This window comes from Methanomethylovorans sp. (assembly GCF_050177135.1).
Taxonomy (GTDB): domain Archaea; phylum Halobacteriota; class Methanosarcinia; order Methanosarcinales; family Methanosarcinaceae; genus Methanomethylovorans.
On record NZ_JBFXHJ010000069.1, the window covers coordinates 1 to 11,978 of the forward strand.

The following is an 11,978-nucleotide window of genomic DNA, read 5'->3' on the forward strand; positions in this document are numbered from 1 at the left end:
AGGCTTCTCGGCATTCGCGATACGATGATGGCAGAAAATCTGCTGTATATAGTATCCCGTGAGCGATACAGAGGAAAAGTGTTGGCTTTTGCTCACAACAGCCATCTGCAGCGGGGAAAGGCCCATATGCAACTTGGCCCTCACTCATTAACATGGTGGCCGGCTGGGTCCCATCTCAATGAGATGTTCGGTCCACGCTACGTAGTCATCGGCTCTGCAGTGGGTCTTTCTGATGACAATGGTATCAGCCAACCCGAACCTGGCACTCTCGAAGCATTGTTGGGGGATCTGCCGGGACCGATCAGTTTCATCCCAACCCACAAAGGCCACGGGCTTCCAGCTCCGGAGATCGAAGCTCTTAAAATCCGCTCTGGCAGCATGAAGAACCCGACCTACTTCGCACTAACTTCTCAATGTTTCACGGATTTCGACTGGCTGGCTTTCCTGCGTTCAACGTCATACGCCAGAGGAGGGCCACCCCTGCACCGATAAAATAAAAAAAGTGTGTAATAAAGTATTGATCAACATGTAAAAACGGAAATACGTTTTTTCATTCACGGTCATGATGAAATTGCCATTCAATACCATATTTATCGGTCACCATGCCGTACAGTTTGCTCCAGAACGTTTCCTGAAGCTCCATTACCACAGTGCCTTCAGCTTTGAGTGCGTTGAACATTGACCTTATCCTATCCGTATCCTTACTGATAATTACAAGGCCGATATTGTTCCCAAGGATAAAAGGTATACCTGGGGGAACATCTGAGAACATCACTGTGCTTCCCTCTATCTCAAGAGCAGTATGCATTACCAGATCCTTTGTTTCTTCCGTTACCGGAAAGCCCATATCTTCTGGTGCATCACCGAATGACATGATCTCAGGCTTAGCTGCTTCAAAGACCTTTGTGTAATATTCAACAGCTTCCCGGCAGTTCCCATTAAAATTTATATATGGCTGTACAAACATTTTATTCACTCCCATCAATAAGATTGGACACATTGATAACTGGAACCTACCCGATTAAATAATTTATCCGACACTTAAAACCAATGAAGCAAACCAAACGAGCTTTTTATATCAGACCCTTGCATTTAGTTCATATAGCTGCGAGCGAATCATTAACTAAGACCTCTTTGGGAGTATAAATGACAGTTTATCAGAACGTAAAGGCCGTCCTCAAAGAGCTTGCAAATACAAAGCTTGTCTGTGTCACCAAGACGATCGATGCACAGAGAATAAATGAATCCATAAGGGCCGGAGCCACTATCATAGGGGAGAGCAAAGTTCAGGAATATGAGAGTAAATGTGATGATCTGCTTCCCTGTGAAAAGCACTTCATAGGACATTTACAGTCAAAAAAGGTCAAAAAAGCCGTTCAGCTCTTTGATGTGATCCAGTCAGTGGATTCACTGAAGCTGATACAGGACATCAATAAGAAAGCCTGGGACCTTGGCAAGATACAGAAGATATTCCTGCAGATCAATATCGGCAAAGAGCCCCAGAAATTCGGCTTTATGGAAAATGAGATAGCACAGGTGATCACAGAGATCCATGGACTCAAAAATATTCATGTGGAAGGACTCATGTGTATTCCTCCTTTTGAGTCACCTGAGCAAACAAGGTCATATTTCAAAAGGATGAAAGCCCTGTTTGCTGAAATGCAGCAGATTGACCTGGAAAATGTCGATATTCAGGAACTTTCAATGGGTATGTCCAATGACTACAGGATAGCCATTGAAGAAGGAGCTACCATGGTGAGGATCGGTTCTTCAATATTCGGAGATAGAAAATACTGAAAAAGCCCGGTACTTAGAAAAACTTCCTGGACTCCAAAAAATATCATTCAGGCATAGACAGGGGACTTCATATAGAGATAGAACTGAACAGTTTTCAGAAAACATAAAGCAGAGGTTTATAAAAGATTACCGTTTTTCTTGACAGCTCCACTACAGTGAGGCTGTATAAACCCATCTACTAAAATGCTTAATGAATAATTGCTTTTTCTTTCATCTGTATATGAGTCTCTGTCCATTAAGCCCACCGTTTTTCACCGACTAACCTTCGGTTAAGGCTTATTATAGAACTGATACTATATAAAAATATTCATAATAATATATGAGGAAGTTTATAAAATTGTATAGCGATTCTGTGTTAAATTATATTGCGAGAAGTATGAAGCTTGATACAGATCGTTCATATTATTATCTAAAATAGTCAAAAGATAGACTACGTGGAAAACACATCTAAATGGATCAAATGAAGGCACAGGATAGAAATAAGCACCGTGGTCTGCAACCAATCAGCTATTTCTAACATCTGCCCTCAACTATGCGTTTTGTATAAGCTTTTATGTACCTGCAGTAACAGGCCTACGTAAAAGAAAAGATCGTTTTTATGATTGGATCACTTTCACCTTGCTAAGTCTACCTTCTTAAACTTGCATGATATAGAGCATTGTGTACACTGGCTTTAAGGTGTACATCTCTAAGCAGGGGCATCCGTACAACATGCTCCTGCTGACCCCTTCTGAAAAATGCTCCGTTAGTTGTAAATGATGTATCCAGCAAGAATATACCTGGATACATCAACAAAAAAATCACGTAATATCTTAAAGCAGCAACTTTTTAGTGACCGACGACGGAAAACATCTCATTGACCATTTTTTACTGGATGCTTGCATAGCCCTCATAAGATTCATGTTTCTGAACATCTGCAGAGAATGTATCCATTAGAACACGATCTTCTTTATGCCTCGCTAAAGCAAAGCCCATAAAAGACAATCCAATTCCCAGATAAGAATGCTCAACAATTATCGATCCAATTGCTGCTACAAGGAATAATGACCAGTATTTTTCAAACATACTACGAAATCACTGTTATGGTATATAAACAAAATTTTAATTAACAATCGTTTGAATATTTTATAATGATTGATAATTAGCATAAACTTAATACAAAAACATGCGCAACGAATCAAAGCAGAACCATATACCCGACATCTGCAGATGCACTATCGTTAACTGAGAGGCTTGCAGAGGTAATGTTTTTAAAAGTTAAGACTCAAATACCTTTGAAGTTTCCAATAAGTGTATGACAGGTGACACCAAAATGGAATTAATGGGTTGCAGCAAAGCTGATTTCGACCAGATAATCTCAAATATCAATGATTTCTGGGACAGTGACAGAACATTGCATTTACATCATCCCATGCTGATCTATGAATTCGGGAACACGGCCTTTGTAATAAAGGATGGCGACACTGTCTGTGCGTATCTTTTTGGTTTCTATTCCCAGACCGATCCCATAGCCTATGCACATCTATTGGCCGTGAGAGATAATTATCGCAGACAGGGGCTTGCCCGAAAGCTCTATGAGCATTTCATCGAATGCGCAAGAAAAAAGCATTGTTCGGGAATTAAAGCCATAACAAAGCCTACAAATCTTGAATCCATAGCCTTTCATACAAGCATGGGAATGAAGCTTATTGGCGAAGATGCCATTGATGGGACCAATGTTGTTATGGATTATAGTGGCCCTGGGGAGCATCGGGTTGTTTTTATGAAACATATATGAAAAAAGATATTAACAAAGTCTGAGGTGCAATGCATCCAATAAATATCGATAAGTCCTTGATAGCCCCCTGTGGTATGAACTGCGGGGTCTGCCGCGCATACCTGCGGGACAAGAACAAATGTCCGGGATGCAATGGCTCTGACCTGAACAAGCCGAAGTATTGTATCGTTTGCCGTATAAAGAACTGTGAAGAGCTGAAGAAAACATCTGCTAACTACTGTTTTTCCTGTAAAGGATTCCCCTGTGCAAGACTTAAACAGCTTGATAAGAGATACAGGACAAAGTACGGGATGAGCATGATCGATAACCTGAAAAGGATAAAGGAAACCGGAATAGATAATTTAATGGTTCTCGAAAATGAAAAATGGACCTGTGAAAAATGTGGGAATATCATCTGTGTGCATACATGGAAATGCAGCAAATGGGGGGATCAGGTGAAAGAACAATGATACAGATGTCTGCCAGATATATTCCGTCTTCAAAAATAGTAGCATGGTGAATTTGATGGTGGGGTGTAATGTTAGAACTTAATACCGAAAGACTAAGAATACTCTGTTTGGACCTCGCAAATTTCAAATCATATATTCATGAGCATGGAAACTTTGAAAGGAACATTGGTGTTCAGGTTACAGCTGAATCACTTCCCGATGAACTTAAAAAAGTTTTTGGGTCTGCGTATGAACAAGCTATGACAGATAGCAGCAATTATGCATGGTATACTGTATGGCAGATCATATCAAAAACGGATAATTGTGCCATTGGAGGTATATGCTTCAAGGGCAGTCCAAATATCAATGGCGAAGTGGAGATAGGATATGGAACAGAGCCTGCACATAAGAATAAAGGTTACATGACCGAAGCTGTACAAGCTATTATCCAGTGGGCCATGAAGCAGGATGGAGTGCTGCATGTAATAGCAGAAACTGATAAGTTCAACATTGCTTCCCATAAGGTTCTGGAAAAGAATGAAATGCGTATATACAAAGAAACCGATAGCTCTTTATGGTGGAGATACAACATTGCTTAACTTATATGCCTGCATACTCAATGCTTAATCACCTAAAGATATCGCGGATTTGAACAGCAGGAAAAAAAGGAAAGGATTTAGAGCCTGAAGAATATGCAGGATTAGTGTGTTTGGTTGAAAAGTTAGATACTAAATATATAATGCAATCATTATAACAAACACATTTGCTGATTATCTGAGAAATAAATATGCAAATCGAAACAATGTTATAATCAATATTCAAGTAATCAATAAAACTGTGAATAACACTTACATAAGTAACAACTTTAAAAGAGACATTGATACTTTTTGTAATAGTGAGATTGACAAAATGGAAGATGATTTTAAACCAAATTGAGTATAACGCATTCTATCTAAACGATAGTTCCATGAACCAAATTAGATAATAGTATGCTTGCTTTAGGGTTTTACAATTCTTAAAAGTCTCGCTCTGAAGCATGGCTTTTTATATGAAATAGATAAATAAAAGTGAAGTGTGGGTTTTAAAATATAAATTTAATACTGGTACAAAAAAAAGAAAAAAGTAAACTTTCGATGTTGTCGACTAAACTCATTGCACATTGTAGAGAGCCACTTTCTTGGTGATCTGATCCACTTCTTCTTTTGTAATTCCAAACTGATCAGCAACTCTTTGATAAACAATATCATAATTAACAGTTGCATATGGATCACTTAAATCTAGCTTCTCAAATTCTTCCGAATATACTTGTTGATAGTAATCATATATTTCAAAGTCTTTTTCTGTAGGTCTCTCTATTGAATCTGGCTTAGCAACTTTATCTTTAATCTCGATATTATATGCATATGAGGATCTATCATTACTTGAAGCAATTTCAGCAGTAACCCCATCCCATTGCCCATTAGGACACCATTCAAGCATGCCAAGAGTGTATGCCCCACTTGAATCTTCTTTCCTTTCATATGCAAAAACTGATATTTCGTCTATATCAGTATTTTTGGATGTTTCATCCAACACTAATTGAATCAAAGTAGATTTTAATTCAGTTTCGGAAACACCTATTGGCAGCAAAACACGGTATTGCATTCTGACATTCATAGGAAGATTGTTTAATTCACTTGAACTATATTCAGACAAGGGTTTTTCAAGCGCTTTAATGCTGATATCTTCAATTTTTATTATTTCATATTTTTGCACCGCAGAACTATCATATTCATTTGGAAGATTTGCTAAACCTTCCTGCACCGTAGTAATTGTGCCCTCTTGCTGTTGCTGATCCGTAGACTTCGTTTGTTGATCGGATTGCCCTCCTAAAAGTGCTCCGAGCAACACAAGTAAAACAAAAACAATCAGTACCCATTTAATCACTGTCTTTATTAAGCCCATTTTAATTACTCCAATTAAAAAGTTAATTAATACACCTATGATAAATGGTTTGGTTGAAAAGAGACTGAATACGCCTTACATATCATTGACCTATTAAGGACAAATTATTGAGGTGGCAAATATGCAAAATTCTTCATGAGATAACGATACAATGCGTAAAGATTATAACAACGCAACTCTCATCCATGATGAAATCAGATAATCAAAAAATAAGATCTTTCATTGCAGTTCAACATGATCTCAATAGGCTTATCCGTCATTTCCTATGGCATCAACAGGACAAGCGCCTAATGCATCTTCACAAAGGTCCTTTTCCTCATCAGTTTCAGGTTGCTTGAAAACATACGCCTGTGGCCTATCATCAGCCATTTTGAAATGATCTGGAGCTGTGTCCACACATAATTCACATGCTATACATTCTTCATCTACATAATACGGGCCCGGAACATTTTCAGAAACTTTAATGGTTTTGTCTGCTATATTTCACTCCCCCTTTAATGAATGAATGAATGATTTACATTTGAATTGCATAGTATTTAAGGCAAATACAGTCAAAAACGCTGTATTTCAAATGTGATGCCATAATTCAGATGAATGAGATGACGGCTGCAAGCTTCAACATCATTTGGTTTTCGCGTTTTCCTTGATCCGTGCCTTTACGAGCTTCTTTACAAGAGCTGCGGGAAGCGGTTTATTGACCGGAAAGCGGATAGTACCCTTAGCGATATCGTAGGACTTCAGTTCGTCCTTGTACATTTCCATGACAGCAGGGCTCATAACATAAAAGCTGCAGTGATTAGGAAAGGCCGCGAAGGCTACGAGGGGACCTTTGTACTTGAAGGTAGGTATCTGGTAACTAATGCCCTCAGTTGCATCAGGAACTGTTGCCTGGATGATCTTACGAAGCTTCAGAAGTGTGGCACGTGCGTCTTGTGGAACTGTGGCAAGGTAATCATCCACAGTCTCATGTTTTGCAAGAGATCTTGTCATAATATCCTTAGTTCTTTAATATTCATTTATCTCAGGCTTTCAGCGAGCTTGTCAAAGGATTCGTTCCATCCCTGTGCTGTCGCATCCTTCATTGCACCTGAAGGAAGACCTGCATGTAGCAAGGTCATCTTTGTTTTGCCATCATGCTCTTCAAAAGTTATAGTGATCTGTAATTCTAACGGGAAATCATCCCCCATGTCATAATACGTTGCAGGGACAACATTTCCATCCTCATCAGCAAAGGAATCGGTGCATACGATCTTCGCCGGAGGGACGAGCTCCAGGTACACGCCAGTGCTCCAGAAGTCTTCGCCATCAGGTGAGAGCATGCAGAAAAGATATGAGCCACCTATGCGCAGGTCTATTTTGCAGATAGGCGATGTGAAACCTTTTGGTCCCCACCAGCGCATCACTCGCTCAGGCTCTGTCCATGCCTTCCATAAAAGGTCACGTGGAGCATCAAAGACGCGTGTGATGGTTAATTCATTTTCATCTGCCTTTGCCATCCGGTAACCCCTTCCTTGATCTATTTTGAGTGTTATGCCTTTTTTTCGGCAGTCTTTTCCTCAAATAGAGGTTAAATCCAATAGCGTAAGGTTTACACTCTCCCAACCGGTCCGGAATAAAAATTAGAAACTTCCAGTGAGCTCAGTCCAGTGAGAGCGCTTCGACCGGGCATACGTCTATGCACTGTCCGCAATCAACGCATAAGTCTGCATCAGCAACGACAATGTCATCTGAACCCAATGAAAGCGCTTCTACTGGACAGGTGTCAACACATTGCCCGCATCCTGTACAAAGATTTCTGTCAACGATAACTACCATGTGGATTACACTCCCTATCACTTCTTTTTATGAAGACGATACAAGCATATTTCTGAGTATCTTAGATAAATACCTGTCGAATTCAGAAAAAGATAAGTTAGAACCCGTACCCACAATATTCCTATGAGGATTTCGGAAAACCCCGTTATTTCAAAATTGTCTTATATGCGCATATAAAAGATCGATCAAGAATAGAGGGTTTGTAAGATCCTCCTATAGTTATTTGATTTCAAATGCTGCCTCACCGTTTCTTACAGATGCCTTTGATGACATTTTCCTTTCTGTTGTATCCTTACCATCCTCTGGTATATTCCTCATAGCATGGGATACATACGTATTCCCCGTTCTGCACCTTTGCTCTGGATTCAGCCATCATTTCTCCGCACTTGGCACATTTAACGGAGTTGAATATCCTTGCTTTTTGTGGGATCTTGACATCAACGAACTGTATGTCGAACATTTCCTCAACAGGAGTTTTTCGCATAGTTTGGGATATGCCATCCATGCGCTCCCTGAAATCTTTGTTCTCTTCCTCGGTGGCTGTGCCGGACATTACTTTTGGACGCAGTTTGCTTACTTCAGGGTCGATGTCATCAATGTTAAAACTTGCCTTAAGGGCTACCCTTACGGCTTTTCCGCTGTCCCTGCATATAAAGGTAAAGACCTGTTTTGCGTGGTCACGATAGATGAGGTTGCCTTTGCCTATAGTGCATCCTGTGAGCACCTGCACTGCATCAACCCCGCATGCATCGTTCTCGACGATGGTCACAAGCTCTTCATCTACATCTCTTTCTGCTTCCAGCTTTTCGATCCCAGCTTTTGCGGCGATGTAACCAATAGTTAGCCCGGGACAGACGTGTCCATGAAATCTGGCTGCATCATCAAAAGAAGCTATCTGCCTTATCATATCCTGAGTTGAACATTCGGATGACATGTATATCACAGGAGGTAAAAGAAGATGATACTTTTAAAATCTTTCGTAGTATTTAGTTATACGTTAATTTGATGTTATTTGATTAGATTGGATAAATATTAACAAACATACTATTTAATATATCTAAAGCCTTATCCAATGACATTGAATGCCCTAATATTGTATAGGGACATAAAAACTATCTATTTGATCCGGTTCACTGGTATTTTCTGGTATATTATATGCCTACAAACCTAGATAAAATACAAATAGATGGAACCAGGCGGAGCATATATGCAATACGGAAAGATTGACTGGAATGATATTTGGAAAGAGCTCATGACCACTCAGCAAAGGCTCGACAAAACAGGTGATAAGAACAGCCACTGGAACAAAAAGGAAAATGCTGAACGTTTCTGGAAAAGGTCTCAGGAAAATTCCGAGAGAACTGATTCGACTCTGAATGAACTGCCCCTTACCCCAGGATCAAGGGTTTTGGATATAGGATCTGGTCCAGGAAGGCTTGCCATTCCAATTGCAAAGAACGTTGCCCATGTAACTGCTGTGGAACCTGCAGCCGGAATGATGGATGTCTTAAAGGAAAATATGAAAGAGCAGGGAATAGGTAACATACATTGCGTGAGCAAGCGCTGGGAGGATCTGGATGTTGAGGCTGACCTCGATGCACCGTATGATGTGGTTATTGCCTCTTTCTCATTGGGAATGCCAGACATAAAGGAAGCTGTCCAAAAAATGCAGCAGGCTTCCTCTAAATATGTGTACCTTTACTGGTTCGCAGGGACAACTCCCTGGGAAGAGCATTCGATCACCCTGTGGCCTGCCCTCTACGGCACGAATTATGTCCCGGGTCCCAAATGCGATGTGCTGTACAATGTGCTGTACAATATGGGAATATATCCTGATATGCATGTTTTTTCCATGGGTTATAACAACTATTTCTCTTCCTTAGATGAAGCAGTGGACTTTTACAGTGACCGCTATGTGATCGAAACAGAAGAACAGGAAAGTATTCTTCGTGACTATCTGAAGGACATTCTTGTGCAGGAAAATGGACAGCTGGTCGAAAAGGGAGCTTCAACCCGCGTTCGGATAAGCTGGGAAAAGAAGTGAGACCCCGGTATTTATCCGGGTTTTAATGATCAGCTTTTTTCCCTTGTTGCCAACACCTTCTGACACCTGGGAATTTGCATTATACAAACAATGGACACACAAGATGTTGTTTCAGGCAGTGGGTATGACCACTGCCACATCATTATAGTTCTGGATAGTTACGGGTACCCCATATACTTCTTCGATTATGTCCGGTGTAATGTCTTCCACGCTGCCAGCGGCAAATATGGTACCGTTCTTAAGGAAGAGGAACTTGTCCGAGTATCTGAGGGCAAGGTTCAGATCGTGCATTGTCATTATGGCTGAAACATTCTCTTTTCTAACGACCTCTCTTATGATATTGAGTATCTCGAGCTGGTTCTTGAGGTCCAGGCTGCTTGTGGGTTCATCCAACAGAAGCAGTTTCGGGTTCTGGGCTATTGCGCGGGCGATACCTACTTTTTGCACTTCTCCTCCGCTCAGTTCATCAATGTATCTCAAAGCCAGCTCTTCAAGATGCAGTTTCTTGATAGTGGCCTCTACAAGCATCACATCTTCGGTAGAGACATTCCATTTCATATGCGGCATTCTACCCAGCAGAATGGCATCAAAAGCCGTCAGTCGTGCAGAATCACAGCGTTGAGGTACATATCCAAGGAGCCGGGCTATCTCTATCTGCTCCAGTTTGAGCACATCTTCTTCTTCGATGAGTATCGTACCCCTTTTTGGTTTGAGGATAGCGTTCATACACTTTAACAAAGTGGTCTTTCCGACACCGTTAGGTCCCAGTATGGATAGTATCTCGTTCCTTTTCAGATGGAATTCTATATCTTTCAATACTTCTTTACTCCTGTATTGGAATTCCACACCATCTACTTCAAGTATCATATTCTTCTCCCCTTCAGTATGAGGTAAATGAACGTAGGAGCACCCAGAAAAGATGTCAGCACAGCAACAGGTAGTTGGTATGGCTGCATCATGAGCCTTGCCGTGGTGTCAGCGCAAAGCAGCAGTAGGGCTCCCATTACCATGCTTCCTGTCAGCAGGAAACGATGGTCTTCACCGATAAGACGTCGCGTCATGTGAGGACAGATGAGTCCCACAAAGCCTATGACGCCCAGGAATGCCACAATGATGGCAGTGACAAGGGATGCCCATAGCATGCCCCAGAGCCTTACTTTTTCCACATTCACTCCAAGCCCTTTGGCAGTCTCATCGCCTGCATCAATAGCATTGTATTTCCAGCGGTTGAATGTGAAATATATCATGGAAAAAACCACTATAGCAGTTATGAGCCCTAGCTCCTCCCAGCTTGCCCTTGCAGTGTCCCCGAAGGTCCAGAACACCATGGAGGCCAGTTGCACATCATCGGCAAAGTATTGCAGGAACATTGTCCCAGCTGTGAACAGCGATCCCATGGCCACTCCCACAAGGATCATGACCTCCGGACTAGTGCCCCTTATCTTTGAAAAGCCCAGAATGACCAAGGTGACCAGCATGGCAAAAACAAATGCTGCTACAGTGGTTACATAGGGATTGTTTATTGTGACTGCATCCCCTACCCTACTGCTGGTGGTGCCTGCACCCAGTATTATGACGGAGAATGCTGCACCGAAGGCTGCAGCATTGGATATTCCTAAGGTGAAAGGGGAGCCGAGGGGATTACGCAGTATGGATTGCATCACAACCCCGGTAACTGCTAGGCCCGCACCGGCCATAATGGCTGTAATGACTTGCGGTAAACGGACATTCCATATGATGCTGCTCCAGGTTGTTGAGACTGTGTATCCGGCAAGTGTCCTCAAAACGTCCAGTGGTGGGATATCCACGGATCCTGTGGCTATTGAAAGCACACCTACCACAAGTAAGAGCACAAGACCTGCCAGTATATATGTTCTTTTTTTGGCTGTATGCTCTTTATACCTGCCGGCTATGTCTCCTTCTTGAAGGCTCATTTCCTTTCACCATTCTTATTTTTTTGAGCCTCAGACTTCAAGCTTCGTGAATGCAGGAACCGAGAAGGCGTTGATCATTTTTTCATACACCTGGAGGCCTACTTCCTCATCACCCCTTCCAACCAGGAATGTATATATCTCGATGGTCTTGTTCTCCAGGTTCACATCCTCAAACCTCTCAGGATACAGGAGCTTGCCTGCAAAATAGGCATCAGCAAGCACAGATCCCTGGTTCTGTG

Annotated in this window: 16 protein-coding genes and 1 pseudogene; 6 read left to right on the plus strand and 11 right to left on the minus strand. The window is 41.5% G+C overall.

Annotation, left to right across the window (positions count from 1 at the left end; translation table 11 throughout):
- Nucleotides 1–492, plus strand: a 492-nt coding sequence (locus AB7U21_RS06955) for an erythromycin esterase family protein (RefSeq protein ID WP_428387913.1), incomplete at its 5' end; no start/stop codon positions are given.
- A 58-nt stretch (nucleotides 493–550) separates the two neighbouring features.
- On the opposite strand, the gene AB7U21_RS06960 is transcribed toward AB7U21_RS06955, so the two are convergent.
- A complete protein-coding gene (locus AB7U21_RS06960; protein ID WP_333788344.1) occupies nucleotides 551–967 on the minus strand; it encodes a VOC family protein in 417 nt (138 codons plus the stop codon).
- Nucleotides 968–1,146: 179 nt separating this feature from the next.
- On the opposite strand from AB7U21_RS06960, the gene AB7U21_RS06965 reads away from it, so the two are divergent.
- Nucleotides 1,147–1,797: a YggS family pyridoxal phosphate-dependent enzyme gene (locus AB7U21_RS06965; RefSeq protein ID WP_333788345.1), complete on the plus strand. Its 651-nt coding sequence runs from the start codon at nucleotides 1,147–1,149 to the stop codon at nucleotides 1,795–1,797.
- 867 nt (nucleotides 1,798–2,664) lie between these two features.
- Here AB7U21_RS06965 and AB7U21_RS06970 read toward each other — a convergent pair.
- Nucleotides 2,665–2,862: a hypothetical protein gene (locus tag AB7U21_RS06970; protein WP_333788346.1), complete on the minus strand. Its 198-nt coding sequence runs from the start codon at nucleotides 2,860–2,862 to the stop codon at nucleotides 2,665–2,667.
- A 229-nt stretch (nucleotides 2,863–3,091) separates the two neighbouring features.
- On the opposite strand from AB7U21_RS06970, the gene AB7U21_RS06975 reads away from it, so the two are divergent.
- The 3 genes from AB7U21_RS06975 (at nucleotide 3,092) to AB7U21_RS06985 (ending at nucleotide 4,601) form a co-directional block, all read left to right on the plus strand.
- Nucleotides 3,092–3,574, plus strand: a complete 483-nt coding sequence (locus tag AB7U21_RS06975) for a GNAT family N-acetyltransferase (protein WP_333788347.1) — start codon at nucleotides 3,092–3,094, stop codon at nucleotides 3,572–3,574.
- Nucleotides 3,575–3,603: 29 nt separating this feature from the next.
- Complete coding sequence (locus tag AB7U21_RS06980) at nucleotides 3,604–4,023, plus strand: DUF3795 domain-containing protein (RefSeq protein WP_333788348.1); 420 nt, start codon at nucleotides 3,604–3,606, stop codon at nucleotides 4,021–4,023.
- Nucleotides 4,024–4,091: 68 nt separating this feature from the next.
- A complete protein-coding gene (locus AB7U21_RS06985) occupies nucleotides 4,092–4,601 on the plus strand; it encodes a GNAT family N-acetyltransferase (protein ID WP_333788349.1) in 510 nt (169 codons plus the stop codon).
- A 550-nt stretch (nucleotides 4,602–5,151) separates the two neighbouring features.
- Here the strand turns inward: AB7U21_RS06985 and AB7U21_RS06990 are convergent.
- The 6 genes from AB7U21_RS06990 to AB7U21_RS07015 form a co-directional block, all read right to left on the minus strand.
- Nucleotides 5,152–5,946, minus strand: coding sequence for a hypothetical protein (locus AB7U21_RS06990; protein WP_428387917.1), 795 nt, complete (start codon nucleotides 5,944–5,946; stop codon nucleotides 5,152–5,154).
- Between the two features lie 249 nt (nucleotides 5,947–6,195).
- Nucleotides 6,196–6,426: a ferredoxin gene (locus tag AB7U21_RS06995; protein WP_333788298.1), complete on the minus strand. Its 231-nt coding sequence runs from the start codon at nucleotides 6,424–6,426 to the stop codon at nucleotides 6,196–6,198.
- Between the two features lie 141 nt (nucleotides 6,427–6,567).
- Nucleotides 6,568–6,936: an iron chaperone gene (locus tag AB7U21_RS07000; RefSeq protein WP_333788290.1), complete on the minus strand. Its 369-nt coding sequence runs from the start codon at nucleotides 6,934–6,936 to the stop codon at nucleotides 6,568–6,570.
- 26 nt (nucleotides 6,937–6,962) lie between these two features.
- Nucleotides 6,963–7,442 carry an SRPBCC family protein gene (locus AB7U21_RS07005; RefSeq protein WP_428387920.1) on the minus strand — a complete coding sequence of 160 codons (480 nt, stop codon included), beginning with the start codon at nucleotides 7,440–7,442 and terminating at the stop codon, nucleotides 6,963–6,965.
- A 142-nt stretch (nucleotides 7,443–7,584) separates the two neighbouring features.
- Nucleotides 7,585–7,761 (minus strand): DUF362 domain-containing protein, encoded by a 177-nt coding sequence (locus tag AB7U21_RS07010; RefSeq protein WP_333788292.1) that lies wholly within the window; start codon nucleotides 7,759–7,761, stop codon nucleotides 7,585–7,587.
- A 292-nt stretch (nucleotides 7,762–8,053) separates the two neighbouring features.
- Nucleotides 8,054–8,695 (minus strand): FmdE family protein, encoded by a 642-nt coding sequence (locus tag AB7U21_RS07015; RefSeq protein ID WP_333788293.1) that lies wholly within the window; start codon nucleotides 8,693–8,695, stop codon nucleotides 8,054–8,056.
- 273 nt (nucleotides 8,696–8,968) lie between these two features.
- Here AB7U21_RS07015 and AB7U21_RS07020 point away from each other — a divergent pair, with 273 nt between their 5' ends.
- Nucleotides 8,969–9,805, plus strand: a complete 837-nt coding sequence (locus AB7U21_RS07020; RefSeq protein ID WP_333788294.1) for a class I SAM-dependent methyltransferase — start codon at nucleotides 8,969–8,971, stop codon at nucleotides 9,803–9,805.
- A gap of 111 nt (nucleotides 9,806–9,916) precedes the next feature.
- On the opposite strand, the gene AB7U21_RS07025 is transcribed toward AB7U21_RS07020, so the two are convergent.
- The 3 genes and pseudogenes from AB7U21_RS07025 to AB7U21_RS07035 form a co-directional block, all read right to left on the minus strand.
- Complete coding sequence (locus tag AB7U21_RS07025; RefSeq protein WP_333788295.1) at nucleotides 9,917–10,672, minus strand: ABC transporter ATP-binding protein; 756 nt, start codon at nucleotides 10,670–10,672, stop codon at nucleotides 9,917–9,919.
- Nucleotides 10,669–11,739: an iron ABC transporter permease gene (locus tag AB7U21_RS07030; protein WP_333788296.1), complete on the minus strand. Its 1,071-nt coding sequence runs from the start codon at nucleotides 11,737–11,739 to the stop codon at nucleotides 10,669–10,671. The genes AB7U21_RS07025 and AB7U21_RS07030 overlap by 4 nt, the downstream gene beginning before the upstream one ends.
- Nucleotides 11,740–11,769: 30 nt before the next feature.
- Nucleotides 11,770–11,978: pseudogene (locus AB7U21_RS07035) on the minus strand (iron ABC transporter substrate-binding protein); the annotation flags it as partial.

Bases quoted from the DNA above. Each gene is read 5' to 3' on its own strand.
- AB7U21_RS06975 (WP_333788347.1), top strand. From the start codon at position 3,092: ATGACAGGTGACACCAAAATGGAATTAATGGGTTGCAGCAAAGCTGAT.
- AB7U21_RS07005 (WP_428387920.1), bottom strand. From the start codon at position 7,442: ATGGCAAAGGCAGATGAAAATGAATTAACCATCACACGCGTCTTTGAT.
- AB7U21_RS07025 (WP_333788295.1), bottom strand. From the start codon at position 10,672: ATGATACTTGAAGTAGATGGTGTGGAATTCCAATACAGGAGTAAAGAA.
- AB7U21_RS07030 (WP_333788296.1), bottom strand. From the start codon at position 11,739: ATGAGCCTTCAAGAAGGAGACATAGCCGGCAGGTATAAAGAGCATACA.
- AB7U21_RS07000 (WP_333788290.1), bottom strand. From the start codon at position 6,936: ATGACAAGATCTCTTGCAAAACATGAGACTGTGGATGATTACCTTGCC.
- AB7U21_RS07010 (WP_333788292.1), bottom strand. From the start codon at position 7,761: ATGGTAGTTATCGTTGACAGAAATCTTTGTACAGGATGCGGGCAATGT.
- AB7U21_RS06980 (WP_333788348.1), top strand. From the start codon at position 3,604: ATGCATCCAATAAATATCGATAAGTCCTTGATAGCCCCCTGTGGTATG.
- AB7U21_RS07020 (WP_333788294.1), top strand. From the start codon at position 8,969: ATGCAATACGGAAAGATTGACTGGAATGATATTTGGAAAGAGCTCATG.
- AB7U21_RS07015 (WP_333788293.1), bottom strand. From the start codon at position 8,695: ATGTCATCCGAATGTTCAACTCAGGATATGATAAGGCAGATAGCTTCT.
- AB7U21_RS06990 (WP_428387917.1), bottom strand. From the start codon at position 5,946: ATGGGCTTAATAAAGACAGTGATTAAATGGGTACTGATTGTTTTTGTT.
- AB7U21_RS06970 (WP_333788346.1), bottom strand. From the start codon at position 2,862: ATGTTTGAAAAATACTGGTCATTATTCCTTGTAGCAGCAATTGGATCG.
- AB7U21_RS06960 (WP_333788344.1), bottom strand. From the start codon at position 967: ATGTTTGTACAGCCATATATAAATTTTAATGGGAACTGCCGGGAAGCT.
- AB7U21_RS06985 (WP_333788349.1), top strand. From the start codon at position 4,092: ATGTTAGAACTTAATACCGAAAGACTAAGAATACTCTGTTTGGACCTC.
- AB7U21_RS06965 (WP_333788345.1), top strand. From the start codon at position 1,147: ATGACAGTTTATCAGAACGTAAAGGCCGTCCTCAAAGAGCTTGCAAAT.